This is a genomic window from Paenibacillus sp., from assembly GCF_031177825.1.
Taxonomy (GTDB): Bacteria; Bacillota; Bacilli; order Paenibacillales; family YIM-B00363; genus Paenibacillus_AE.
In genome coordinates this window covers 349,284-371,862 of record NZ_JAPSKE010000003.1, presented here as the reverse complement: position 1 = coordinate 371,862, position 22,579 = coordinate 349,284, and the positions used below count along the sequence as shown (strand labels likewise).

General features: G+C 56.5%; 28 protein-coding genes and 2 riboswitches. Of the genes, 7 read left to right on the top strand and 21 right to left on the bottom strand.

The window, feature by feature from the left end:
• Positions 1 to 4: 4 nt before the first annotated feature.
• The 14 genes from RIN49_RS05835 to RIN49_RS05770 all read right to left on the bottom strand — a co-directional run bounded on the left by RIN49_RS05835 (position 5) and on the right by RIN49_RS05770 (position 12,473).
• Entirely contained in the window at positions 5 to 619 is a 615-nt protein-coding gene (locus RIN49_RS05835; protein WP_309119214.1) for a putative phage tail protein, read from the bottom strand.
• Positions 620 to 622: 3 nt separating this feature from the next.
• Positions 623 to 2,593: a tail fiber protein gene (locus tag RIN49_RS05830; RefSeq protein WP_309119213.1), complete on the bottom strand. Its 1,971-nt coding sequence runs from the start codon at positions 2,591 to 2,593 to the stop codon at positions 623 to 625.
• Positions 2,594 to 3,634 (bottom strand): baseplate J/gp47 family protein, encoded by a 1,041-nt coding sequence (locus tag RIN49_RS05825; RefSeq protein ID WP_309119212.1) that lies wholly within the window; start codon positions 3,632 to 3,634, stop codon positions 2,594 to 2,596. It lies immediately after the preceding gene.
• Positions 3,635 to 3,750: 116 nt separating this feature from the next.
• The gene (locus RIN49_RS05820; protein ID WP_309119211.1) at positions 3,751 to 4,149 is read right to left on the bottom strand and encodes a DUF2634 domain-containing protein; all 399 of its coding nucleotides are present in this window, start codon (positions 4,147 to 4,149) and stop codon (positions 3,751 to 3,753) included.
• Positions 4,146 to 4,409, bottom strand: a complete 264-nt coding sequence (locus RIN49_RS05815) for a DUF2577 domain-containing protein (RefSeq protein WP_309119210.1) — start codon at positions 4,407 to 4,409, stop codon at positions 4,146 to 4,148. Before RIN49_RS05815 ends, RIN49_RS05820 begins: the two co-directional genes overlap by 4 nt.
• A gap of 1 nt (position 4,410) precedes the next feature.
• Entirely contained in the window at positions 4,411 to 5,382 is a 972-nt protein-coding gene (locus RIN49_RS05810) for an XkdQ/YqbQ family protein (RefSeq protein WP_309119209.1), read from the bottom strand.
• A 7-nt stretch (positions 5,383 to 5,389) separates the two neighbouring features.
• Positions 5,390 to 6,025 carry a LysM peptidoglycan-binding domain-containing protein gene (locus tag RIN49_RS05805; protein ID WP_309119208.1) on the bottom strand — a complete coding sequence of 212 codons (636 nt, stop codon included), beginning with the start codon at positions 6,023 to 6,025 and terminating at the stop codon, positions 5,390 to 5,392.
• Entirely contained in the window at positions 6,022 to 8,232 is a 2,211-nt protein-coding gene (locus RIN49_RS05800; protein ID WP_309119207.1) for a phage tail family protein, read from the bottom strand. The genes RIN49_RS05805 and RIN49_RS05800 overlap by 4 nt, the downstream gene beginning before the upstream one ends.
• A gap of 516 nt (positions 8,233 to 8,748) precedes the next feature.
• Positions 8,749 to 9,171 (bottom strand): phage tail assembly chaperone, encoded by a 423-nt coding sequence (locus RIN49_RS05795; RefSeq protein ID WP_309119206.1) that lies wholly within the window; start codon positions 9,169 to 9,171, stop codon positions 8,749 to 8,751.
• A 23-nt stretch (positions 9,172 to 9,194) separates the two neighbouring features.
• On the bottom strand, positions 9,195 to 9,659 hold the full coding sequence (locus RIN49_RS05790; RefSeq protein WP_309119205.1) for a phage tail tube protein: 465 nt from the start codon (positions 9,657 to 9,659) through the stop codon (positions 9,195 to 9,197).
• 2 nt (positions 9,660 to 9,661) lie between these two features.
• Entirely contained in the window at positions 9,662 to 10,978 is a 1,317-nt protein-coding gene (locus RIN49_RS05785) for a phage tail sheath family protein (RefSeq protein WP_309119204.1), read from the bottom strand.
• 3 nt (positions 10,979 to 10,981) lie between these two features.
• On the bottom strand, positions 10,982 to 11,161 hold the full coding sequence (locus tag RIN49_RS05780) for a hypothetical protein (protein ID WP_309119203.1): 180 nt from the start codon (positions 11,159 to 11,161) through the stop codon (positions 10,982 to 10,984).
• The gene (locus RIN49_RS05775) at positions 11,158 to 11,589 is read right to left on the bottom strand and encodes a phage tail terminator family protein (protein WP_309119202.1); all 432 of its coding nucleotides are present in this window, start codon (positions 11,587 to 11,589) and stop codon (positions 11,158 to 11,160) included. Before RIN49_RS05775 ends, RIN49_RS05780 begins: the two co-directional genes overlap by 4 nt.
• A gap of 260 nt (positions 11,590 to 11,849) precedes the next feature.
• Positions 11,850 to 12,473, bottom strand: coding sequence for an ECF-type sigma factor (locus tag RIN49_RS05770; RefSeq protein ID WP_309119201.1), 624 nt, complete (start codon positions 12,471 to 12,473; stop codon positions 11,850 to 11,852).
• A 142-nt stretch (positions 12,474 to 12,615) separates the two neighbouring features.
• Here RIN49_RS05770 and RIN49_RS05765 point away from each other — a divergent pair, with 142 nt between their 5' ends.
• Together RIN49_RS05765 and RIN49_RS05760 are read left to right on the top strand one after the other, a co-directional pair.
• A complete protein-coding gene (locus RIN49_RS05765) occupies positions 12,616 to 13,029 on the top strand; it encodes a helix-turn-helix domain-containing protein (RefSeq protein ID WP_309119200.1) in 414 nt (137 codons plus the stop codon).
• 34 nt (positions 13,030 to 13,063) lie between these two features.
• Complete coding sequence (locus tag RIN49_RS05760; protein ID WP_309119199.1) at positions 13,064 to 13,471, top strand: ImmA/IrrE family metallo-endopeptidase; 408 nt, start codon at positions 13,064 to 13,066, stop codon at positions 13,469 to 13,471.
• 57 nt (positions 13,472 to 13,528) lie between these two features.
• Here the strand turns inward: RIN49_RS05760 and RIN49_RS05755 are convergent, their stop codons facing one another.
• The 4 genes from RIN49_RS05755 to RIN49_RS05740 form a co-directional block, all read right to left on the bottom strand.
• Positions 13,529 to 14,161 (bottom strand): trimeric intracellular cation channel family protein, encoded by a 633-nt coding sequence (locus RIN49_RS05755; protein ID WP_309119235.1) that lies wholly within the window; start codon positions 14,159 to 14,161, stop codon positions 13,529 to 13,531.
• Positions 14,162 to 14,221: 60 nt separating this feature from the next.
• Positions 14,222 to 14,300: riboswitch (ZMP/ZTP riboswitch) on the bottom strand.
• A 72-nt stretch (positions 14,301 to 14,372) separates the two neighbouring features.
• Positions 14,373 to 14,960: a CBO0543 family protein gene (locus RIN49_RS05750; RefSeq protein ID WP_309119198.1), complete on the bottom strand. Its 588-nt coding sequence runs from the start codon at positions 14,958 to 14,960 to the stop codon at positions 14,373 to 14,375.
• Positions 14,961 to 15,110: 150 nt separating this feature from the next.
• Entirely contained in the window at positions 15,111 to 15,218 is a 108-nt protein-coding gene (locus RIN49_RS05745) for a YjcZ family sporulation protein (protein WP_238392501.1), read from the bottom strand.
• A gap of 361 nt (positions 15,219 to 15,579) precedes the next feature.
• Positions 15,580 to 16,440 carry an ATP-dependent DNA ligase gene (locus RIN49_RS05740; RefSeq protein WP_309119197.1) on the bottom strand — a complete coding sequence of 287 codons (861 nt, stop codon included), beginning with the start codon at positions 16,438 to 16,440 and terminating at the stop codon, positions 15,580 to 15,582.
• Between the two features lie 131 nt (positions 16,441 to 16,571).
• Here RIN49_RS05740 and RIN49_RS05735 point away from each other — a divergent pair, with 131 nt between their 5' ends.
• Positions 16,572 to 16,796 carry an alpha/beta-type small acid-soluble spore protein gene (locus RIN49_RS05735; protein WP_138195052.1) on the top strand — a complete coding sequence of 75 codons (225 nt, stop codon included), beginning with the start codon at positions 16,572 to 16,574 and terminating at the stop codon, positions 16,794 to 16,796.
• A 157-nt stretch (positions 16,797 to 16,953) separates the two neighbouring features.
• Positions 16,954 to 17,604, top strand: a complete 651-nt coding sequence (locus RIN49_RS05730) for an excalibur calcium-binding domain-containing protein (RefSeq protein WP_309119196.1) — start codon at positions 16,954 to 16,956, stop codon at positions 17,602 to 17,604.
• Here the strand turns inward: RIN49_RS05730 and RIN49_RS05725 are convergent.
• Entirely contained in the window at positions 17,601 to 18,944 is a 1,344-nt protein-coding gene (locus RIN49_RS05725; RefSeq protein ID WP_309119195.1) for a TrkH family potassium uptake protein, read from the bottom strand. The two genes, RIN49_RS05730 and RIN49_RS05725, sit on opposite strands and share 4 nt — an antisense overlap.
• A gap of 9 nt (positions 18,945 to 18,953) precedes the next feature.
• Positions 18,954 to 19,616, bottom strand: coding sequence for a potassium channel family protein (locus RIN49_RS05720; protein WP_309119194.1), 663 nt, complete (start codon positions 19,614 to 19,616; stop codon positions 18,954 to 18,956).
• 129 nt (positions 19,617 to 19,745) lie between these two features.
• A riboswitch (cyclic di-AMP (ydaO/yuaA leader) is annotated at positions 19,746 to 19,936 on the bottom strand.
• A gap of 211 nt (positions 19,937 to 20,147) precedes the next feature.
• Between RIN49_RS05720 and RIN49_RS05715 the strand changes: the two genes are divergently transcribed.
• From RIN49_RS05715 to RIN49_RS05705, 3 genes are all read left to right on the top strand, one after another.
• Positions 20,148 to 20,642: a CBO0543 family protein gene (locus RIN49_RS05715; protein WP_309119193.1), complete on the top strand. Its 495-nt coding sequence runs from the start codon at positions 20,148 to 20,150 to the stop codon at positions 20,640 to 20,642.
• A gap of 472 nt (positions 20,643 to 21,114) precedes the next feature.
• On the top strand, positions 21,115 to 21,228 hold the full coding sequence (locus RIN49_RS05710) for a putative motility protein (protein WP_309119192.1): 114 nt from the start codon (positions 21,115 to 21,117) through the stop codon (positions 21,226 to 21,228).
• A gap of 253 nt (positions 21,229 to 21,481) precedes the next feature.
• Positions 21,482 to 21,901 carry a hypothetical protein gene (locus tag RIN49_RS05705; protein WP_309119191.1) on the top strand — a complete coding sequence of 140 codons (420 nt, stop codon included), beginning with the start codon at positions 21,482 to 21,484 and terminating at the stop codon, positions 21,899 to 21,901.
• A 13-nt stretch (positions 21,902 to 21,914) separates the two neighbouring features.
• Here RIN49_RS05705 and RIN49_RS05700 read toward each other — a convergent pair whose 3' ends face one another.
• Positions 21,915 to 22,139 carry a hypothetical protein gene (locus RIN49_RS05700; protein WP_309119190.1) on the bottom strand — a complete coding sequence of 75 codons (225 nt, stop codon included), beginning with the start codon at positions 22,137 to 22,139 and terminating at the stop codon, positions 21,915 to 21,917.
• Between the last annotated feature and the right edge of the window lie 440 nt (positions 22,140 to 22,579).

Sequence of the window (22,579 nt, the reverse complement as noted above, 5' to 3'; positions counted from 1 at the left end):
GTCCTCAACCTCCATAAGTTCTTAGTGCATTCCACGATGTTGCTCCGAGCGACGCCCAAGTCTCCTCTTCGACCATATTCCAAGCGGTATATGTGAAGAGCAGTTCATATGCCAAGTGGGCAGGTTTGATCTGCTCGATCATTTGGATGAAGCCGGCCATGTTCGGCGGGATGCCAAGCGTGCCGATGAACTGGACCACGAATCGGTATTCATCGGGATACTCGATCACATCCACTTTTCCGCCGCTGAACGTGGCGGCCGCGGCGATGACATTCTTCTTGGTCGTAGTTCCGGATCCCCGAAGCTTCGAAAGGATAACCTCCCGACGCCATGGCGCCGGCTTGGAGCTATCTGTTTGAAGGCCGAGATCCCGTTCCCACAGATGCAACGCCTCGGCTGACGTCCCCACGAAAACTTCATCGAGCAGATCGGTCGACATCCGTTTAAGAAGGCCGATGTCCTTGCCCAGCGTCGTTTGTAGACCGACCATTTCCCTATAGTCACGGTAGAACGGAGGGAGGTAACCCATTAGGTCGACTTGGAATTCCTCCCCGCCATCCCCGGTATCGCTATCCTCCCCGAATCCATTCACTCCGTACTGCGAGTCACCGTATGGCACTGGCTACACCCCCTTGAGTTGATTCCAGGTGAGCGGGCCTTTGGGCATCGCCCGCGCCGCAATCGCCTGGGATACGCGAAGAGGCGTCATATAGCGGCTGGAAGTCGTCCCTGCTTCCGCCTCAGCCTGCGATGCTATGGAATAATTGGAGACGCTGCCGAGCCCGACTTGCTCCTTGGTAACGGCATGAGGGTTTGAGGTATTCGTAATATGCGACTCGAAATCCGGCTTCCCGGAGACGCCTGTCCACGGGACAGTATCGGCAGCTTCCGCTGCATCGACCTTTCCGTCATTGTCCGTGTCGTATACCGATTTCACCATGTCCCCATAACCGGCATTCCCAAGGTCAGCTTGTGTTACAAATCCACGGGAATCGACATGCTGCTTCACCCGCTGAGCCGTCATATATTTCGAAGCGGATACCCCAGCTTCTGCCTCCGCTTGGGTCGCAACACCGTAGTTCTCAACGTTCCCTAGACCGATGTCCGCTTTCCCAAGAATAATTGCCCCGGTTTTCCCGGCAACGCTGGCGACAGCAGCAGTGATGGTCACTGTATCGTTGGTTGTATCGGTCGTTATACTGATCCCGGAACCGGCTGAAATATTTAATGTATCCGTTTTGCTATCCGCAACGACGGACGATTGACCGGACACAGCCACGGTCGCGAAGGCGTTTTGATTGACTTCCGCCCCTGCTGCAATGCCGGCAAGTTTCGTCGCTTGCGCCCCCGTCATAAAACCGGACGCACCCCCGGCAACAACATCCGCATGCGCTGCTCCGCCTTTGCCGATATGACCGTCCAGATTGGCCTGCACAGCATCGGCCGCTCCGATCCCCGCGGCAGCCGCCGCATCCGCTTTGGCTTGGGCACCCGCCGGTGTTTCCGCCGCGTTGGCAGTCGCTTGTGCAGTATCCGCTGCGTCCTTCGCCACCTTCACGGCGTTCGCCGTAGCCGCTTGCGTCGTGCTAGTGCTCGTCACCGAGTTGTTGAGCTGGACGATACCGGCACCGGTTGTCGATGCAGCCGGCAGTCTTGCCGTCGCGATCGTACCGCTCGCGATGTCCGCAGCGGCGTGAGTATGCGCGGCAGGAGAAAATGTCGACGGTCTGCCCGATAGTTCTCCCCAATCTACTACGCCCCACGCAGCGCCCCCGGACGAGGCCCCGGCTTTCAATACCTTCCCGTTATTTGCCGTTCCGGTTGCCGGTACATGGAGATTCCCATCTCCGGTCGGATGGACATAGTTATTCGCATTCGATGCAATACCGGCAAGCTTGGTTTTCTCGGCAGTCGTGAAATCTTCCGTGGAGAGTTGCTTGCCAGACACCTTGTCCACTTTGCCTGATAGCGACGTCGTCATCGTCGCGGCGAAGTCCGGGTCGTTATTGAGGGCTTCCGAAAGCTCCTGCAGCGTGTCCAGCGCCGCCGGCGCCGCGCCGATGATTTCTTCAATGCGCGAGTCGGTCTCTGCCTTCGTATACGTATTGGATTTGTCGGCTTTCGATGCGAACTGGGTATCTACATACGTTACACTGGCCTTTCCTGTTTCCACGGCCGATATGCGCGTCGTTGCTACATGGAGCGCCGCATCGTTTTCGCTCTTGTACCGATCCACTTCCCCTTGCATGGAGACAACGCTGTTTTGCAGCGCATTGATATCATCGGCTTCCACTTGGTCTCCGGGTGTATGGTAGGAGACGTAAACGACTGGAGATTCCGAGAAAATCTTAATCCACCGTTTCCATGGCGTTAGCGATGGTGTGGAAACGATGTAATTCGAAACCGTTTCGCCGGTGAAAAGCGGGCCGGTATAGATGGCGATGCTCCCGATCTCGATGTTGTCGTGGGCAAGCGGACCATCGTATACGCCGTTGACGACGGAAATCGATTCCTCGATCGCGTAAACGGTACCGTCCGGCTTCTTATTCAACTTGGTGCTAAACTGATCGATTTCGGCAGGGTACGGCATCATCTACACCCCCAATGAAATCGATCCGAGAACAGGGATCTGGCCAGCACCCAGGGCAATGTTTACCGTCCCACCGTTCAGCGTGAGGCCGGAGTAATCGATCACGCCCGGCGTCGTCAGGAGAAGATTGCCCACCCGGGCAATGGCGACGTAGGAATCTACGAACGCGATAGACTTCAAATGCTCGACGATGGCCTCTTTATACGCCTCGGTGACTTGCTGAACGCTGTACCCCGGAGCGAGCACAATCGTAGCGACGATATCAATGCCGACACCGACTGCCGCTTCCACGGTTACATCCGCCCCAATGGGCCGAACATTGCCGATATGACTCGCCACATCAGCAATTAACTCAGCTCCTCCGGGCTGCTTATTTACGTCGGCAATGACCACCTTCACCGTGCCGGCTCCTGCCCAAAGCGGATAGACCTGTGCAGCCCCTACACCGCTAACTTCCATAGCCCACCGGAGGTAATCCGCGGCATTACCGCTCGCGGATGGATTGCGGATATGCTGCAACAGCCGTTGCCGGAGGCTGTCGTCCGTTTCAACGTCATCTCCGGGCGTGAGCACATCGGATAGCTCCGCGCTCCCAAGCCCGGGGACGTAATCGATCGGAAGCAAAGCTCCGAAGCTTTGATTGCCGATACTGCCGACGGCTTCGCATTCGAGATGAAAGACCCCCTGGGAAACCCTCTCCCTAGCGACATATACAATGCCGTCAAGACCATAACGACTGCCCGCCGGCACATCGAAAGGCGCGCCGGAGCCATCCTTGAATCGGCCCTTTCTCAAGCTCTTCGTCGCCGGCTTACGGGGAGTAATCCCGGACTCTAAAGCCTTCCGATCGAGGTACGTCCCAAACGTGGTTTCCGCGAAGAACAAACCGAGCTGCGCCTCCAACGTCTCGTATGTTTGTGCCAATTCGACTGCAGCCGGAGCCAATGCGTCATAGATAATGCTGCCTTCGCGTTTATCAACACCGTCCGACACCCGATCGAGCAGGCGTTGCAAAATAACCTCGTACGTTTCGCCTTCATACATTCGCCTTCACCTCCGTCGAACCGAAGACGGAAACGGCAGGGAAGCTTACCACGGCCGCATCTCTCTCCCTTGATGCCAACTGAAACTTTTCCATTAAGCCCGGCCGAATTATGTCTTCAAACATCGAAGCTCCTCCTCTCCTCCCATTCGCCGAACACCGTAAGGACCTTGAAACGAACGTCCGCTTGGTCGCCCTCAACATTCAACTCCATCTCTCGGATCCCCGCGACGCGATCGTCGGTCGCCAGCGCCTCCTCGATCCATCGCGGCAGCTCCGCAAGCGCGATGGCCCGATCGAGGCCCGGCACGATCTCGTGGCCGAAGTCGCCGCTGTAGATCGCATGCGCGAACCGTTCGGTCGACAGCGCCTTCAAGACGAATTGCCGCACGGCTTCCGCCCCGTCGACGTAACCCGCTATGCGTCCGCGTTCCGGATCGAGCCGATAGGTCCGGCTGGTCTGCGGCCGAACGACCGTCCCCGTTTCGAGGGAAGACCCGAATCGTTTCGGGATCATGTCCACACCTCCGCTTTATCCAGCACGACGAATCGCTGACCTCCTTGGACGCGCAGCAGAATCAGCTTGTCTCCGACATCGAGCCCGCGCTCCGCCACGCCGGCCGGGATCACCAAAGCATCCCCCGGCAGCATGATTCGTTGATCCAGCCGCACCGCCAGCGGCTGCACGCTTTCCACCGTTCCCTGCAGCACGGCGACAGGGTCCCCTGCTTCCTGCGTCCCTGCGCTGATCCGCCGAATTTTGTCCACGATTGACACGCTAGTCCACCACCTTCAAATCCAATTTCATGATATGCTCGTCCCCCCGGAACTCATGGGAACATTCCTGTACCAGCATCCGCTCGTCGATGCCGAGCGCGTCGACGCGCAGTTTGACGTACCCGCCGGCGCGCACGCGAATATCGCCCAGGGCGTCCGCCTTGAGCGTCTTGCTTTCGCGATTGCGGTATCTGAGCAGCTGAACCGCCAATTCCTCGAGTTGCGCCCGATTCATGCCCTCGTCCGCGACTTGGTACAGTTGAAGCCGGCCCCAGCGATCGATGGCATTCGAGTCGTACGCGATATAGACGTCGCGCCGGCCGTTGCTCTTGTTGTTTTGCACGAGCTTGATGCGGTTGTACGTCTCCGAATCGATGGAAGCCGAATGGGAGTAACCCAACATCCCGCTCCCCTCCCCGATCGACAGGTCGAAGATCATCTCCTCCGCGTCCCGCAGCGTCAGCGCGCCGAAATCGTCGTACAGTACATAGATTTTCTTGTCGGCGATCAACGTCAAGTCCAGCGCGCGCACGATCATATCCATCAGCTTCTTGTTGTCTTGCAGCAGCAGCGGAATCCGGTGGCGAGACGCCGCGAGCGCGCCCGTCTTCAGCCCGAAGTCGTCCGCGATGCGCCGTACCACGTCGGCGGCCGTGACGTCTCGGAACACGTACGACTCGTTCGCCATCAAGTACCGAAGCTGGTCATAGGCGAGCAATCTCACGGTATCGTCGGCGCTGCGGTCAATGGTAAATACGTAGCCGTTGAAAAAGTCGACCCCTTCCTTGCTGACGCGAAGGTTGTCGCCATTTTCGAACGTAAAGTCTTTCGACTGGTACAACGCGCTCCGCACGAACGTCAGGTCGAGGCATCCCGCCTTGCCGATGCGGCTCGTCTTCCAAACTGCGCTCGTCACGAGCGTCGACATATCCCACACCGTGCCGTTCTTCTTATCGAGCCAGACTTGCAGCATCCGTCGCTCACTCCTTCGGCAGACGGAGCACGAAGCCGACCGGCAATCTATACACCTGGTCGTCCGAGATCCCGTTCGCCGTCTGAATGTCTCGCCACCGGTCGCTCGTCCCGTACAGCTTTCTTGAGACGCTCCTCAGGGTGTCCCCGGGGAGCATCGTGTAGGTATCGGGCCGGACCCGCTCATCCGGTCTGGGCGCAGGCGCGTTCGCCTTGCGCGGGGCGTGGAACACATATTCTTTGAGCGTCAGCCGGAAACGGATGTCGCCCGGGGAACCGCCTTCCTCCCACCGGTCGAATTGCTCGATGCTGACGGGAAGATTGATTGGAAGATTCGACCCCTGGAAAATGAATCGGCACGGATGTCTGCTGTCCTGCCATTTGATGATATACTCCACGTATCCGATCGGACTGTCCAAGATGAGCTTGCTGGAGACGGTTGGATCCCGGCTTGCCGGGAATACGCTCTCGAAGCTGATCTCGGCCAACTCCCGCGCATGGATGACGTTGACTTGTCCGAGGCCGACGATATCGTACGTCTTGCCGCCGCCCTTGCGCTTGAGCTCCAACGTCGCGGGCAAGACCGGAAAGATAATCGCCTCGGCTTGGCTGTTAAAGCTTAGCGACATATGATATTCGGTCATAACATTACCCTCTCCGCCGACATCGCGATTTCCTGTTCCATCGCTGCTTCGATCCGTGCGATCACCGTATTCACGTCGACCTCTTGCATGATGTTGCCTGTCGTCACCTGCACCGTCGGGGTAAGCGTCACGAAGCTGCGAACGCTCTCCCGCTCCGCCATGTCCCGCATCATGACGAGGTTTTCCTCGGGCAGGTCGACGTTGTCGTTGGCGGGGGTCGGGGCACCGTAAGCGAGGGCGGCACCTCCGCCAGAACTCCATTGTTCTGAAGTGTCTGCGGAGTAGCCCTTTTTGTCCCCGCCTCCCAACAAACTGACCGGCTCCATCGCACCGGCCTGCATCGCCAAATCCGCGCCGACCTCGTATCCTTTGTTAAAGGAGTCGGACAGACTTTTCTGCTGCATGGCGTACCTCGAAAGGTCGACCAGCCCCTCCGCATCCGAGGTCGGCTTCTCTAGGTGGTTCATCCATTCCTTGACCTTATTGCTTGCGGCATGCACATCGGTCGACTCAAGCAATTCCATCGTGCCGAACCCTTTGCCGAAGACCGCCTCCACTGCGTCCGACAACCAATTGAAGGCTTTAATGGCGCCATTCACTGCATCGAAAGCCACTTGACGGAAGGCGCCCCCGAACTGCTCGGCCGACAAAATCATGTTGTACATGAACTGGCCGAAGTTCATCGCTAAGTTATAGAATAGGTTCTTAACCGCGAACACCGGATCGGAGAATACATTGGCGAAAAACTCGGCAATCGCAATAAACCGATTCCACATGGAAGCGATGGAATTATTTATCGCTGCGAGCAAAAAGTAAAAACTCCCCACGATCGCTCCGATCATTTGCTCAGCGGTGACGCCCATTGCGCGCAAAGTATAAATAATCAGCCCTACTGCAGCGACCGTTGCCAATATCGGCCAATGCGCAAGTAGCCAAGCGCCTGCTGTAGCAATGATCGGAGAGACCATACCCCATAAGAAGCCGATTATCGTCGGTAAATAGATTGCCGCTAAGGCGCCTAGCATCCCGAGCACCTCGGGCCAATACGTCGCAACGACTTCGCTGACCCACAAAGCCCCTTTCGCAAGTGTGGTGAACAACCAGGCGGCGACGCTCAACGCATTGCTTAATCCGTAAATGAAGGCATCCATCTTTCCATTCTCGAATGCGTCGTTCAACATCGTCATGGCGGGCAGCAAAATGGCTACAGCGTTGCGCCCCGCTTCCGCAAGGGCCGCCTGCACGTTTTGTTTCAACATATCCGCCTGCTTAGCCGGACCTGCCAGCATCATGGAGTACGCTTCCTCACCCATGCCGCTTGCTTCCAATAACTCATCAAATTTCTGGAGGAACGCGTCCATGTTTCCGGTTGCCGCCGCTTCCTCCCCTAACGCTCCGATGTTATATTGCTCCAACCTATCCTCGGATAGGTTGAACGTGCTCGCCAGTACGCTGGTGTCTCCCCCCAACGCCGCCTGTACCGCCGACGCCGCGGCCTTATAGCCGCTCCGCGAAGGATCGAGCGCCGCAAGCCGATTAGAGAAATCGTTCAACTGCTCGAGCGCGCCAACGTCTTGCGTTCGATTCATGAATGCCAGAGTACCTGTCAAAGACTCTGTAAGAGGTTGGCCCGATTGCAGCGCATCTGCCCGGAACTTCTCATACATTGACGAGCCTTGCTTTTCATTCCCGGTTTTCGCAATGAAATATCGGCGCATTGTATCCTCTTCCGCCGCTCCGGTAATTGCCATTTGCGCGACTTGCTTCCCCCAGTCCGCGATCTGCTGTGGATTGAAGACGCCCTTTAAGCTGCTCTTTAGACCTTGTGCGGCCTTCTGTCCCGCCAACATCGCTGTATTGAACTGCTCTTGCACAGTTAATGCCTGCCCGATCGCGTCTGTTCCGGCAATGGCCGTTCCGACGCTTGCTTGTTTCGCTATAACGGCGCCGGCAGCGTATGCGGTCCATGCATGAGCGGCCAGTTGGATCATCTCCACGAAACCGCCTAAAGCTCTCAGAGCGTTTCCCACATCCAGGACTTTTTGGAACCCGCCTTTTTTCGTCTTCTCCGCCGGGTTCGCCGGCGGCGGCTTATCCGATCCCGATACCGTCCGATCTTCTGCAGATCCCGGATTCGGTTCTTCAACGGATGGCGCAGAGTCAGCCTGCTTCTTGCTCCCCGTCGACGTTTTTTCTTCTTCCGCCACATTTCTCACCCCTTTCTCAACAACCTCTGCGCACGAACCCGATTACCAGGAAATCCTTCCCCTCATTTGGCCATCGCTGCAGTCCGTTCGAAAATAGCGAGAGAATGGTCTAATCCGGAAACAGGAGTTAGAACTAGCGGCACACAAACGGCAGGCGCACGTGGCGGTAGGCGGGACAGCATGGGAGGAGCGGCTAGCGCAGCAAGGAGCGGCAACGCTTATGCTACCGCTCCGGTTCAGGTCGGCACTGGCCCTTCATGCCGAAGGCCGCCTGCGCGGCACCTTCGTCGACGACCGCCCGTATCTCCCGCTCTCTCTCCCTCCGCAACCGCCATCGCCGTCGTTACCGCCGATTCCGCCTGGCGCGCGCCTGCTTCTCCCGCTCCACCCGCACGTCGATCATTGCGAAAATCGCCGCCTTCTCATAGCGATTCAACCGGACGAGCTCGTGCGGGAGGATGCGAAGCTCATGGAGGGCGTAGTAAGCGTAATTCGCTTCCCCGTCGCCCTCCTTGATCAGTTTTTTACCTCGTCCACGAGCTCGCTCATGTCGCGTTGGAAGCCGTTAAGCTCCTGGACCTTCTGAATGAGCAGCGCGTATTCGCCGGGCAGCAGCATCTTCTTCAGCAGCGGGCCCGCACCCATGACGCCGTACGATTTCTGCAACTCCGCGTCCTTCACATTCGGATAAGCGATGCTCGCAGCGACGAGATTCGCCATATACTCGTCCGAGTTCGTCTCCGGCACGCGCATGCCGTTCTTCCCTTTTACCTGCTTTGTTGCCGCCTTCCGGCAAGCCTCGTTCTCTTCCTCCGTCATGCTGCGAAGTTTCCAGGCGACCGGCTCCCCCGCCGCGTCGCGGAACCGCAGAGAGACGACGATGTCTTCCGTCGTCTCCGCCACGGCGTTTTGCGCGAAAAACACGCTCAAATCGCTCATGTCTTCCCCTCCGTATCTAAGAATCAACCCAGCGCCGGATCGACGAACGTCTCCGCCATGTCGATGTCCTCCCACGTGAAGGCGACGTCTTCCTCGAGCGCCTCCGACTCCGTATCGAGCGCCGCCATGACGACTTCGTTCAGGTTAACGCCTTTCAGCGTCACCGTCTGCCGCCCGATCGAGGACGACGGATCGTCGTTCGTGATCGTAATGTCGAAATACGTATCCACCCCGTCTTTGATGTACTTCAGCATCAACTGGCGGAATCTCGAAGTGACGTAGTAGATCGTCATTTCCCCGGTGCCGCTCCAGCCCGTAGCTTTATGCTGCACGCCGCGGCGTCCGAGCGTCTTCACCTCGGCCTTCTGCTTCTCCGCGGTGGCCCGAATGTTCTTCACATAGAACATCTCGTGATTTTCCCCGCCGATCGTGGCGTAGGCGCGTCCCTCTTGGCCGGAAATCGTGTCTCCCGCTCGCAAATATGCCATCGTTAGCCCACCTTCACTTTCATATATACTTTTTCGATCGAATCGACCGGTTGAATGTACGCTTCTACCACGACGGCGTCCGAATCGGCGCCCGGCAGGACGCTAAGGTCCGACTGCGCGTCGAAGTTTTGCACCGCGTTCATCCCTTGATACGACTCCACGACCTTCACGCATTCCTTGCGGAACAGGTTACGCCCGTCCGCGTCGTTATTCGCCTTGCCGATATAATACGATTCGAAGATGCGCTTCCAGTCGTTCGCGAGACCGTCCAGCACCCGAAGGGCCCGATTTTTTCGAAAATGCTTCCCCTTCCCCGGCCCAAAGCTCGTGAAGGAATTAATATCTTGCTCCACGACGGCGCGTCCGTTACTCGGCACGAACAGAAATTCGCCCGCGAGCAGCGCGGCTTCGATCTGCGACGTCGGGTATCGCTCGTCGACGTCGACAGCGCCGTCGTACGCCCGATACGTCAGCGACTCGTTCGCGCCCGCCGCCGCGGTCGCCGCCGCGACCCAGACGGTCGCTTGGCGCGCGGGGATCGTCGTGCCGCCCGCTAGCTTCACGCCGTTCTTTACGCTAATGACGCCCTCGTAATCCGCGGTCGGGTAATTCGCCAGCACGACCTGGATCTTCCGTCCTTCGTCTTCGCGCAGCCGGCGAGCGAAACTGGCGTACGTCGCCTTCAACGCCGCGTCGTCGGACACGAGCGCTAACGTCTGGAAGTCTTGCAGCTCGATCGCCGCGAGATAAGACGTATGATCCGCGTTCGAGACATTCCCGTCGGCGCCCCCCGTCAGCGGCACGCCCGCCGTCGGCGTCGGCGCTCCGGCGCCTGCGAAATCGATCCACGCATTGCCTGCAAGCTCGCCAAGGTCCGCGACCGTCTGCGTATCGACCGCTTCGTCGTCCACGAAGGTGACGACGTCGAACAACGTCTCCTCGTCGACGTTCGTCCGCACTGCGACCGCGAGATCGTTCCCCCGGTGTCCTCCGCATTTCGCCGTCGCCGTCAATGCGCCATGCGTCGCCGTCGCCTTCGTGCCGACGTTCAACCGGTACAACAGCAACGTCCGCGAGCGCTTCAGCGCTTCGCGGACCAGCAGCAGCTGCGGCGCCGATAGATCGTAGCCGAGCCGCTCCTTCACGTCTTCCCCGGCATGAATCGCGAGGATCGTCTGCGGCTCGCCCCAGGCGAGCGGCAGCGCGACGGACGCGACGCCCCGTTCCCCCAATGTTCCTAGCACCGCCGGGGCGCTGTCGAAGTTAACGTACACCCCCGGGCGAACCTTGCTTTGCGTCGACCATGTTCCTCCTGCCATATCCTATCGAACCTCCGTTTGTTTGAATTGTTGCAGTAGCCGCGCCGCCCGCTCGTGCGAGACGAGCTCATGATCGGGCAACATCGCGCGCAGGACATCCTTGTCGACGCCTGTATACCGCTTCGAAGCCAGCAGCTCCGCTTTCGCGAATTCGGGCGATTCCGCCTTCTTTCGTTCGTTCATACCGGATATCCCTCCTGTACCAGCAGCCGTCCCATCTTCGCCGGCGCGGGTCGCGGGCGGACGACGTCGACGACGAAGGTCGCGGCGAAGCGCAGTTCGCTCCCAGCGATTTCGTGGCTCATACCGTCCCCGCGCATCGACCCGCCGTCCGCGAACGCCACAAGAAACAAATCGTTATACAGCGATTCGGCCATGCCGTGCAGCTGCTCCAGCGTCGCGGCCGGCGCCGCGTACCGAATGTCGAACGTCGCCGTGCGCCGATATCGGCCGACCGCGAGCCTTGCCTGCGCAGCAGCCGCCAGCCGCACGAAGCAGCGCGGCCCCGTCGGTTCCCCCGCGAACTCCTCGTCGGTCACCGTTACATCCGGGTGCCGTTCCGCGAGCCGCGTAACGACCGCCTCCCGGATGTCGTTCCATGCGACGCTCATCGTCGCCACCTCCCTAGTTCCCGAATCCGCGTTCCTACGACTTCACCGCACCGCACATCGCTCTCGCCTCCTTTCCGGGAAACGCCAAAAAAGACGACCCGCCGCGTAGCGACCGTCGTCTTCCGTCTCTCCCTATGAACTTCACGATATCATAGTAACACGGAAAAAATGGGTCGGGAACGCCATGCCCCCGCCAGTTATCCGCCATCAATGCCACTACATGGAAAAGGCGAGCACCCATGCGGATGCTCGCCTTCCGATCACTCCATATGTCCGTACCCGACCAGATTCGCGTATTCTCGCACCGCCTTAGGACGCCACCGTTCGAAGGTTCGGCGCGACACGCACAGCTCGTCCGCCACATCCTCCACGGCCTTCCCTTCGATATAACGAAGCCGCAAGAGACGGCTGTAGGCGGCCTTGTATTCTTCCAGCGCGGAGAGCGCTTCTTCGATGCGCGACTTCTCCTGCTCCAAATCCTGCATCTCCGACAATCGATCCAGCACGCCGTCGATCCCTTCCGCCGAACCGCCACGCGCCTCCAGCACCGCTTGAATGCCGGCCGTCAGCTCACGCAGCAGCGCATGATCGCCCGCGCTTTCCCCGATCAACAGCTTCGACTCGCGCAGCTGCGCCTTCGTCCCGAGCGGGTAAGACTTCAGGTAAGTGCGAGCGGTCGTTTCGATCTCCTGCTCCCGCTTCGTTAAGTACAGCTTGGACGGCATGCCGCGAAGCTTGCGATGCAGCTCTTGTAGCTTATCGTCTCCGCTGACCTGGCTCAAGCGCAAGCCGCCCCCGACCGGATGCGACTGCAAGATCTTCAATCGAGCTTGAATACGTCCGTACCCTCTGAGCTGCTCGATGACGACATGTTCGTATTTCATCCCGTAACCGCCCTCCATTGCGTAAATTAAATTCACATTATATAATGTTCGTAAATCATATTTACCTGAAGACAAGCACACTATAGCATAGTAAATAATAATTACGCAATGGGTAATTCTAATTTACCTTATGGAGGCGGCCATGGGAACGACGACGGGACAACGAATCAAAGCTTTGCGAACGAAGTACGGCTATACGCAAGACGCCATGGCGGAACGGCTCGGCATGAACCGGGCGAACTTCTCCAATTATGAACGGGACGTCGCTACTCCGCCGGCAGACACGCTATCGAAGATCGCGGACCTGCTACATACGACGTCCGATTATTTGCTCGGCCGAACCGAGGACGCTTCGCCGCGCCGCGAGCCGGCCGCACCGGCATGGGCCGCGCCTAGAGACAAGCGGGATCTCCGGAAGATGCTGGAGGAAGAAGAGGTGCTCTTCGACGGCGTTCCGCTCTCCGACGAAGATAAGCAGCGCGTGCAGGACGTATTGACAGGATTGTTCTGGGAGGCGAAAATGATGAATAAACGCAAAAAGCCGCCCGAGCGTTAAGCCGGCCGGCGCATAATTTATAGGGGACACGCCTATGGACGATACGATCCGTCTGCTTACTAGACGCTACAAGACCAATTGCCCATTCCGCCTCGCGGAGGCGCTCGGCATCCACGTCCGCTATCGCTATCTCGGCGAAGAGACGCGTGGCCTGTATTTCCGCAAGCTGCGCAGACGGTTTATCGTCATCGGCACGAATCTCACCGAGGAGTGGCAGCGGTTCGTGTGCGCGCACGAGCTTGCGCACGATCGACTCCACAAGGGCATCGGCTACTATTTCATCGAAGGGCGAACGTTGTTCCAGCCGGGTAAACTTGAACGGCAGGCGAATCAATTCGCCTTGAAGCTGCTGTCTTACGGCGCTCCGCCGGGAGACGGCGAGACCGCAGAGCGATATCTCGTCCGGTTGGGAATCCCCGCGGAGATGAGCGAATATTTATAACGTTCTTTTTTTTCGCCCAAATTAAGAACATATGTTCCGGATTGGTGCAGGAATCACTTACGCTTCTCGCTTCGCCAACCCGGACAGTCCGCTCTGGAACGATCGCTTCGGCAGCCGCCAGCCTTTGCGGACCGACCACATGCGGAGCGCCAGCAAGCCGGCGAACAACGCATACATCTCCCAGCCGGTCTCGCCGAAGCCCATGGCGACGACGAGGCCGCCGAGCATCGCCCAGACGCCGTACACTTCTTCGCGGAAGACGAGCGGCTTGCGCCGCGCCAAGATGTCGCGAATGACGCCGCCGCCGCAGCCCGTCAGCAGCGCCGCGGCGATGATCGCGGCGAGCGGCAGCTGCTTCTGCGCGGCCAGCAATGCGCCTTGGATGGCGAAGGCGGCAAGTCCGACGGCGTCGAAGAAAATCCACTTCCGCACGTGATCGGCCCACAGCTTCGGCGCGAAATACACGACCGAGCTCGCGACGAGCGCCGTAACGAGCAGATCACCCTGCTCCCAGAGCGCCAGCGTGGACGCGTCGATGACGAGATTGCGGAGGATGCCGCCGCCGAACGCCGTCACCAGACCGAGCGCATACACGCCCAAGATGTCGTACTCTTCCTCCATCGCCGAGATCGATCCGCTCATGGCGAACGCCACCGTGCCGATGTACGTTAACATTTCCCACGCGACCATGCTCATGTACCCCTCTCCCCATGAAAAAAAGTGTCTGACATGGGTGCTCCCCTACGTCAAACACTTCGCCCAGGCGTACGGCTATATCCCCGCGCGCTCCCTCGTGGTCCCCCACGCTTCGCCAGTTACGCGCGTTCGAAATCGTCATTTTGGTTTCAACCCCATTAACATATCACCGGAATGCCCGATTGTCTAGTGGTATGTTGCGGAATCAAGCTCTCGACCGCCGGACGTGCGCCTTGCTTTGGTACCAAGCGAAAAAATCGGTCAAAAGCTTGGGAACGATCCCCACTAGCAGGTAGATAATGAAGAGATGCCAAAACTGTAATCCTTTATTCCTCTGAAACAATTCCAGCCAATCCATCAGCGGCTTAAACCCGAAGGAGAACATGAGACTTAACCCGGTCATGTATAAGTAATAATTTTTCTCGCGGTTCAGCGTCCATTGATATAACAGCATATAGGCTACCGGAATGAGCGACGCGTCCAATCCGAGGCTGTTGGTTAAAAACGGGAACCACTTGAACGGATACTCCCAGAATCCGTGCGTCGTGCCGAAGGCGTCGAGATACACCGAGATCATATGGACCCCGAAACCGAAGAAACCGATCCGGAACGCCTTGTTACGGTCCAAGAAAATAAATAAGACGATCAACGGCGCGACGAAGAGAAATACATTCGCCCAAAATTGCCAAGTATCGAAATCGGAATAGGTTTTCCAATATTCAAACCAATGATCCTTCGTCGTTGCCATCTCGTCGGTTATTTTCTTTAACGCCTTCCGTTGTTCGTCCGACATTCCGGACCCCTCCTCGGGTACTCTTTCTTTCCCTTAGATTTCGCGTCCGCAGGAGGAAATATCCGGTTTGTCGCAAAATTCGATTTCTCGAAACCAAGGAAAAAGAGCCCCGCGAAACAAGTCGCGAGACTCTTCCCTTATCGATTTCGATTAATAACCCAACACCGACCGGCTGATGATCACCAACAAGATGAACAACACCAAGATCGCGCCTACGGAAGTGAATCCACCGCCTACACCGCATCCTACAGCTGCCATTTCGATCCACCCCCCTCCGTTCTTCTGCAATATACGAAGGGGACGAGAAGTGCGGGTGTGCGAACGCCCGGGGGCGACCGCCCAAAATTTGCAGAAGGGGCGCCCATCCGGCGCGGGGGCATGTCATACGACCGCGGCGGGAGGGGGATACTCTTATTGCAATCTACATCACCTTGTTTGGAAGGGAGGACGCTTCTTATGTCTCACCGCAACTCGCAGAAGCAGCAAAAGCGCAAGCCGCCGGGGAACAACCACGATTCCGCGGTGCCGGGTTCGACGCGAAGCGGCAAGAACGAATCGTAACGGGAACATCCCCCGCTCGCCGTCGAGGCGACCGGGGGATCATTGTTCGCCCTTATGCTCAAGCGATGAAATCCACGAACACGGGATCCCGGAGCGTTCCGCCGCGGGTCACGTTCCGCGTCTTCACCTTGGCTCGGAGCAGCGGCTCCAGATGGATGAAGTCCTTATAAGAGCCGCTCTCGATCGATCGGCACACCTCGTAGAACGCCTTCTTATGCGCCGAGCTCACCCCGAATTCGATCAAGCCGGCCGGCTGCAGCTCCTCGCCGTCGGGAATGGCCGCGAGCCACCCGAACCGAGACTTCCGATATCCCGTGATCACGACGTCCACGTACGTCCAATTGATGATTTTCTGCCACTTCCGCGCTCTTCGTCCCACGGCGTACCGGCTCGTCTTCTCCTTCGCCACGATGCCTTCCATTCCTCGTTCCTTGATCGATTCGAACAAGGCCGTGCCGCGTTGTTCGAGGTACGGAATGATGGAGAGGTTCGGATTGTCGCAAACGGCCAAGCCGGCCAACATTTCCTTGCGCCGCATGAGGGGAAGCGAACGGAGGTCCTTCCCGCGGTACCGCAAAATATCGAAGGCGATGAAGGAGACCGGCGCTGACAGCGCCGCCGACGCGATCTTCTCCTCCTGCCGCAATTGGAACCGGTCGTTCAACGCCTCGAAGGAGATGCGCCCCGTCTCGGGATCCGTCAACGCGACTTCCCCGTCAAGAATCAGATCGTCTTCGAAGCCTTCGAGCAGCTCCGGGTACTTCCTCGTCACCTCGTTGCCGCGACGCGTGTACAGCCTCGTCTCCCCGTCCATCCGAGCGTACATCATTCGATGCCCGTCGATTTTCGGTTCGAATATATGGTCAGCGCTGTCGAACGGCTCGGGGGCCGTCTCGAGCAGCATGGGAGGGATAAACATGATGGCATCACCTCTTCCCATTGTACAGGGATCGGGATTTGGTTTGGAGTGGAAAGTGGAGGGGATTTGTAAATGAATAGAAAAGAAAAAAACGCAAATATTATGTGTACAACCAGAGGGAGGTGACATCAATGGGTAAAGGATCGCAAAGCTCCAACAATTTGATCGTTCCTCAAGCGAACCAAGCGATGGAGCAGCTGAAGTACGAAGTGGCTCAAGAGCTTGGCGTGCAAATCCCGCAAGACGGCTACTACGGTTACATGGCGACTCGCGACACGGGCGCGATCGGCGGACATATGGTTCGCCGCATGGTACAGATCGCCGAAGAGACGTTGGCTCGCGGCGCACGGTTCTAAGCATTACGATGTAGCTCGTAACATACATAATCCCCGCGGCGCGTCGCCGACGGGGGTTTGTTATTTGTTTACAACACCTATGTTAGAAGCACGTTCGTTTTCGTAGTAAAATAATATTCTATTAGAATATTGATTTCGTTACGGAGGCGTTCGATTCATGATTCGACATCTACGATGGCTCTTCGCAGTCGCGGTCACCCTTCTGTTCGCGGGCGGCTGCTCCTCGACGGCGGCGACTCCGGCGACGATGCCGACGCCTGCCGCGGATGCCGCCGACCCAGGGTTCGACGTCGAGCTCGTCTTCCCGAGCGACGCGTATCCGGAGACGGCCTTGCACATCTACGACGCGATCGAGCTCGGCGGCGCCTCGGACGTATGCACGATCGACCGCGACGGGGCCGACGACAACCGCCGGCGATCGCTCGCCGGCATCGAACCGCAAGCCGGGTACGACCGCGACGAGTGGCCGATGGCGATGTGCGCGGAGGGCGGCGAAGGCGCGAACGTCGCCTACATCGATTCGAGCGACAACCGCGGCGCCGGCGCGTGGGTCGGCCATCGGCTGGAAGCGTACCCCGACGGCACGCGCGTCCGGTTCGTGGTGTCGAAGCCCGCGCTGACGTTCGGCGAATATACGGCCGAGCAAGAGGCGCTGCGATCGAAGGAGGCGGAGTCCTCGTCGCCGGCTGTCTCCTACGCGAATTGCGCCGCGGTGAGCGCCGCCGGGAAAGCGCCGCTGTTCAAGGGGGAGCCAGGATACAGCGCGAAGCTGGACCGCGACCGGGACGGGATCGCGTGCGAAACTTAACCGATCAATACTTTCTCTTCCGGGTACCCGATCGTCGACTCTCTTCTCCGCTTGGCTAAGGCGTAGGCAAGCGTAAGCGGTCCTAACCGTCCCGCGAACATCGTTACGCTCAGGAGCAGCTTTCCCGCCGGCGATAAGTCGAACGTAATCCCAAGTGATAGACCGACGGTGCTGAACGCGGAGGTCGCTTCGAACAAGATGGCGATAAAATCCTGATTTCGCTCCGTAATGGTGAGCACGAAGGCTACCAGCATCACGACCCCAAGCGAGATCAAAATGACGGACAAGGCCCGGAGTACGATCTCATACGCAATATTTCGGTTAAAAATACGAACCTGCTCCCTGCCCCGGATACTGCTCATCACCGCAAGCAATAAGACCACGAACGTATTGGTTTTGATGCCGCCGCCGGTCGAACCCGAGGAAGCCCCGATGAACATGAGGAAAATGATAAAAAATTGAGTCGCCGTCATTAATTCGGAAGGAAACATCGTGTTAAATCCCGCCGTTCTCGGCGTAACGCTTTGGAAATACGCGGCCCAGACGCGCTCCGGCCAAGTGAATGCTTCATAAGCCGTCGGGTTCAAAAGCTCGAGCAAAAACACGACGATAAATCCCCCGACAAGAAGACACCCGGTTGAAATCAGAACGATCTTCGAATGCAAGGACAACGTAACCCATCTTCGCTTGCGAAACAGATCGAGCAACACCGTGAAACCGATCCCCCCGACGATAAACAGGAACGTAATGACGACGTTCACGACCGGATCGCCGACGAACCGATTCAACCCGTCGGGCCAGAGGGAGAATCCCGCGTTATTGAATGCCGATACGGAATGGAAGACGGCGTAGTACGCCGCTATCCCTATCCCCATATCCGGCGCCCATCGAAGGGTAAGGATGACGCTTCCCGCCAATTCGACGATAAGCGCGATAAAGAAAATGCTTAGCGACAACCGAACGAGCCCTTGGATCGAGTTGGAATTCGTCGACGTCTGAATGAGCGTCCGTTCCTTCAACCCGAGCCGCTTGCCCAGCAGCACGGCGATAATGACGCCGAAGGTCATAAATCCGAGACCGCCGAGCTGGACTAATACGAGCAATACTATTTCTCCGAACATCGTAAGATGCTGACCCGGATCGAACACCGCGAGGCCCGTCACGCAAACCGCGGAGGTCGCCATAAAGAAAGAATCGAGCAACCCGAGGGACTCGCCCGATGTCGAGGATATCGGCAGCGACAACAGGATCGTCCCAAGCAAAATAATGGCGGCGAAACCGAATACCATCCATTGTTGCGGACTGATCTCGATGGAGCGCTTTACATTAGATCTCAGCACGGTTCACCTCTATTCCGCGATCCCTTTTTCGAAACGGGTGATATCCGGATTGGAGCCGATCATGACCAAGACGTCCCCTTCTTGAATCTTGTCGTCCGCAAGAGGAGATACGATCATGGAGTTGTCGCTTCTTTTGATGGCCACGACGTTACAACCGTATTTCGCCCGGATATTGATCGTTTTCAACGATTTATCGTACATCGCTTTCGGCGCCAACACCTCGACGAGGCTGAAATCCGGGGATAATTCCAAATAGTCGACGGTATTGTTCGACGTAATTTGATGTGCCACCCGGATGCCCGTGTCCCGCTCCGGCTGAATGATATGATCCGCGCCGATCCGCTCGAGCACGCGCCGATGATATTCGCTCGTCGCCTTAGCCGTAACTTTCTTGATCCCCATATCCTTCAAGATGAGCGAAGTAAGAATGCTCGCTTGGAGATCGTCCCCGATCGCCACAATCGCGTGATCCATATTCGAAACGCCTAACTCCTTGAGAACCTTTTCGTCCGTCGAATCGGCTTGAAACACATGCGTCAGGATGCTCGAATAGTCCTGTACTTTTCGAATATCCCGGTCGATCGCCATCACTTCGTACCCTAGAGAAATCAAAGTTCTCGCGACGGTCCCTCCGAAGCGTCCAAGGCCGATGACGATAAACTGTTTTTTCATCCTCCGGTCCCCTCCGTTTCCCCCTACTATTTACCTTCCTGCGCTTTACTAAACCGTCGAATCCGCGAAAATGACAACAAAAAACCACGGCGGCCTGCGCCCCCGTGGTCCAAGAAAGATCACAAGATCACATCCACTCCATCCACGCTTACGAGGTTAGCTGTCGGATTCGGGCGGTGAAGTCGCCCTACGCGGACGGCTCGAAGCAACATTCGATTGCTCCGATCCGCGATTCACCCCTTGCAAGCCCGTTCATCCTGAAGCGCGACTTGCCGTGGGTCCCCCGTTTTCCGAATTCGGAAATTCAGCGGTCTATGGTATTCGATTTCCATGGAATGAATGATACGCCTCGGAAATCGGGAAGTAAAGCTCGAGTTCGCGCCGTAATTCGGGATAAACCGAGGAAATCGGGCAACCTGCCGGGATAACCGTCCGAACGTTCAGGGCAGCTCCTCGATGATCGTCGTTTACCTGCATTTATCAAAACCGAAACGACAATAATAATAGAAAAACGCGACAGGTGGGAGACGGATGCATGTTATCGTCGCCGTTTGGGTGGCTTTCGCTTCGGTGCTTTGGGGAAATTGGGGGAACTGGAGGAAGTACCTCCCTACAATTTTATATATGCCGGCTAGTAACCTCCTGTACTTTTACTTAACGAGCGACCATCGCCTCTGGAAGTTAGTCCCTGACTTCCTTCTGTCGCAAAAAGGGGTCGATCTTCTTTATTTATTTATTGTCTATCCGTCCACGGTCGTTCTGTTTTTATCCAATTACCCAGGAGGGCGTCGACGCCAGATCGTTCATTTGCTGAAATGGGTATTCCTTTATGCCGGCGTCGAATGGATCGGACTCCAAACCGGAAGAATCGTTTACGATAACGGTTGGAACTTCGGATGGTCCGTTTTCTTTTTACTTTTCATGTTCCCCATGCTATATCTTCACCACGCCAAACCGATCGTCGCCTACGGTGTAAGCGTATTTTGGGTGGTGTTTTATGTGGTTGTTTTTCAGGTTCCTTTATAATAAACGAGGTCGAACAGTAGAAGACGCGGCCTATATTTTAAATTTGAAACCCTCGCTCCCCCCTATTTAACCGCTTGTAATCAAATGTTATCGTTACATCGACGCCACCCCGCGCGGCGGAAGATTCGGAAAATGGGGTCGCTATCGCGTTGCGACTCACGACCGGCGGGACACGAAGGAAGCCTCATCCGACGGGATGAGGCCTTCTTGCACGGTGAGACGTTATAAATTAATTAAGTTTGCGGCCTGCAGCAAACGGCGTACCAGAACCGCCGTTTCCGCGCGAGTCAGATTCGCGGCAACGTCGAGCTTGTTCAGCTCCGTGCTGGCTGAAATTCAACCAGACAGCGAAGTTGAGTTTGAGTATGTAGTAGAGTCTGTTGAAGGGGACGACACACTCAAAGTGCTTTTACTGACCAAATTATCAGCGAAGTAATCGTTTCACACCCCACTCTTTAGTTGGAGGCCAGACATGGATATCGCCGCGCTTTCAATGAATATGGCACAAGCTAGTCTTGGTCAAGCTGTTGGCATTCGTGTAATGAAAATGGCTCAAGACTCGGCAGTTCAACAAAGCCAAGAGTAAAGATCATGCAACAAAACGCACAGCCACACTTAGGCCAAAGTATTGACATCAAGGCTTGAACTAAGGGAGCAGACCGAATTGGTCTGCTTCTTTTGAGAACTATCTCTCCCTCCATTGCAGGAATATAAAACCAATTAGTGGATAGGCTTATAGTATTACGATGAAAATAGGGTGATGTTTTATGAGAGATTTTATAAAAGCCTTGGATTTTAGTACTGGCTGGTGGTACCCCGTTTTACTCGGAGTATTCCTGATGCTGATCATCGTAATCATGCCCAAGAGAATGAATTGGCGTGAGATATATCTCACGTTTGGATTCATTGCAGGCTTAGTCTGGTCTGTGGATACGATCTTTGCTGGTTGGTTCGATTTGTTCGACATCGGCAAACCCAAAGAGGTTGGGATCGCTGAATTTTTCTTGTTCTCAGTTATCCCTTCATGTTTTGCTGTCATTTACCTGAACTTTTACCAAGAACGAAACAAAATCCTTTACCCCCTGCTCTTTACAGCATTGTCAGAACTTGCTGAGTGGGTAACTGTAGCCGTTGGCATAATGAAGCTGAATCAATGGAACCCGCTTTACTCGTTGCCCGTTTATCTATTCGTTTATTATTTCTTCCTTCCAAAACATAAGAGCATTATGGAGCGAACTACAACCTCCCCATTTCGCTGATGTATTTTTGTATTCAGCCTGCATTCATTCCCAACTTATCGATGTTCGACAGCACTACTTCGGCGCTGTAGCCGAAAACATACTCCCGAAACTCGCCGGCATTCCATTTGACTCCCCACCCGCCCTCACGACCGATCATTTCGACATTGCCGCCGAACGGCTGCCAATGTGCATTCGTTATCGTGTATCCCTTGGCGGCAAGCTCCTTTTCGAACCGCTTATGGTTGCGACTGCTCAAAGAGGTCTCCCCCATGTATTTCTGTATTTGGAAAAAGAATGATGATGGCCAGGACAGTTATTCCGAGAACGATAATCGCCAAGACAGCTCTTGAATAGCGGGAGTAGTGGTGGTGACGAAGATAATCACCGATAATGTTATCCTTTCAAACGGGTATCCGAAGAGGCCCTTCCATTTTTGACGGAATCAATCTACCTCCCCACGTACTTTACTATTCAAGGCAAACTGCAACCGATTTTCGGTGTTTCCGTTGTAATCCGAAAAGGAGCGATCAATATGAGTACTGGCGTTTGGATTGCGATAGCGGCTGCATGAGCTGCAGCAAATGAACTCTTTGGAAAAAGGAGAACGAAGTCATTCCATTTCGCCGTGTGTCACTACATAAATCGCCCGCAAGCGAATCTCCTCCATGTCAAAGAAAAAAAGCACCCATTCCTGAG

Coding starts and splice junctions, on each gene's coding strand:
- RIN49_RS05750 (WP_309119198.1), bottom strand. CDS start 14,960: ATGTCGGACGAACAACGGAAGGCGTTAAAGAAAATAACCGACGAGATG.
- RIN49_RS05805 (WP_309119208.1), bottom strand. CDS start 6,025: ATGACCGAATATCATATGTCGCTAAGCTTTAACAGCCAAGCCGAGGCG.
- RIN49_RS05795 (WP_309119206.1), bottom strand. CDS start 9,171: ATGAGCGATTTGAGCGTGTTTTTCGCGCAAAACGCCGTGGCGGAGACG.
- RIN49_RS05790 (WP_309119205.1), bottom strand. CDS start 9,659: ATGGCATATTTGCGAGCGGGAGACACGATTTCCGGCCAAGAGGGACGC.
- RIN49_RS05760 (WP_309119199.1), top strand. CDS start 13,064: ATGGACGATACGATCCGTCTGCTTACTAGACGCTACAAGACCAATTGC.
- RIN49_RS05705 (WP_309119191.1), top strand. CDS start 21,482: ATGCTGATCATCGTAATCATGCCCAAGAGAATGAATTGGCGTGAGATA.
- RIN49_RS05720 (WP_309119194.1), bottom strand. CDS start 19,616: ATGAAAAAACAGTTTATCGTCATCGGCCTTGGACGCTTCGGAGGGACC.
- RIN49_RS05730 (WP_309119196.1), top strand. CDS start 16,954: ATGATTCGACATCTACGATGGCTCTTCGCAGTCGCGGTCACCCTTCTG.
- RIN49_RS05735 (WP_138195052.1), top strand. CDS start 16,572: ATGGGTAAAGGATCGCAAAGCTCCAACAATTTGATCGTTCCTCAAGCG.
- RIN49_RS05820 (WP_309119211.1), bottom strand. CDS start 4,149: ATGATCCCGAAACGATTCGGGTCTTCCCTCGAAACGGGGACGGTCGTT.
- RIN49_RS05780 (WP_309119203.1), bottom strand. CDS start 11,161: ATGAACGAACGAAAGAAGGCGGAATCGCCCGAATTCGCGAAAGCGGAG.
- RIN49_RS05710 (WP_309119192.1), top strand. CDS start 21,115: ATGGATATCGCCGCGCTTTCAATGAATATGGCACAAGCTAGTCTTGGT.
- RIN49_RS05785 (WP_309119204.1), bottom strand. CDS start 10,978: ATGGCAGGAGGAACATGGTCGACGCAAAGCAAGGTTCGCCCGGGGGTG.
- RIN49_RS05745 (WP_238392501.1), bottom strand. CDS start 15,218: ATGGCAGCTGTAGGATGCGGTGTAGGCGGTGGATTCACTTCCGTAGGC.
- RIN49_RS05765 (WP_309119200.1), top strand. CDS start 12,616: ATGGGAACGACGACGGGACAACGAATCAAAGCTTTGCGAACGAAGTAC.
- RIN49_RS05755 (WP_309119235.1), bottom strand. CDS start 14,161: ATGGTCGCGTGGGAAATGTTAACGTACATCGGCACGGTGGCGTTCGCC.
- RIN49_RS05830 (WP_309119213.1), bottom strand. CDS start 2,593: ATGATGCCGTACCCTGCCGAAATCGATCAGTTTAGCACCAAGTTGAAT.
- RIN49_RS05810 (WP_309119209.1), bottom strand. CDS start 5,382: ATGCTGCAAGTCTGGCTCGATAAGAAGAACGGCACGGTGTGGGATATG.
- RIN49_RS05740 (WP_309119197.1), bottom strand. CDS start 16,440: ATGTTTATCCCTCCCATGCTGCTCGAGACGGCCCCCGAGCCGTTCGAC.
- RIN49_RS05825 (WP_309119212.1), bottom strand. CDS start 3,634: ATGTATGAAGGCGAAACGTACGAGGTTATTTTGCAACGCCTGCTCGAT.
- RIN49_RS05775 (WP_309119202.1), bottom strand. CDS start 11,589: ATGAGCGTCGCATGGAACGACATCCGGGAGGCGGTCGTTACGCGGCTC.
- RIN49_RS05770 (WP_309119201.1), bottom strand. CDS start 12,473: ATGAAATACGAACATGTCGTCATCGAGCAGCTCAGAGGGTACGGACGT.
- RIN49_RS05715 (WP_309119193.1), top strand. CDS start 20,148: ATGCATGTTATCGTCGCCGTTTGGGTGGCTTTCGCTTCGGTGCTTTGG.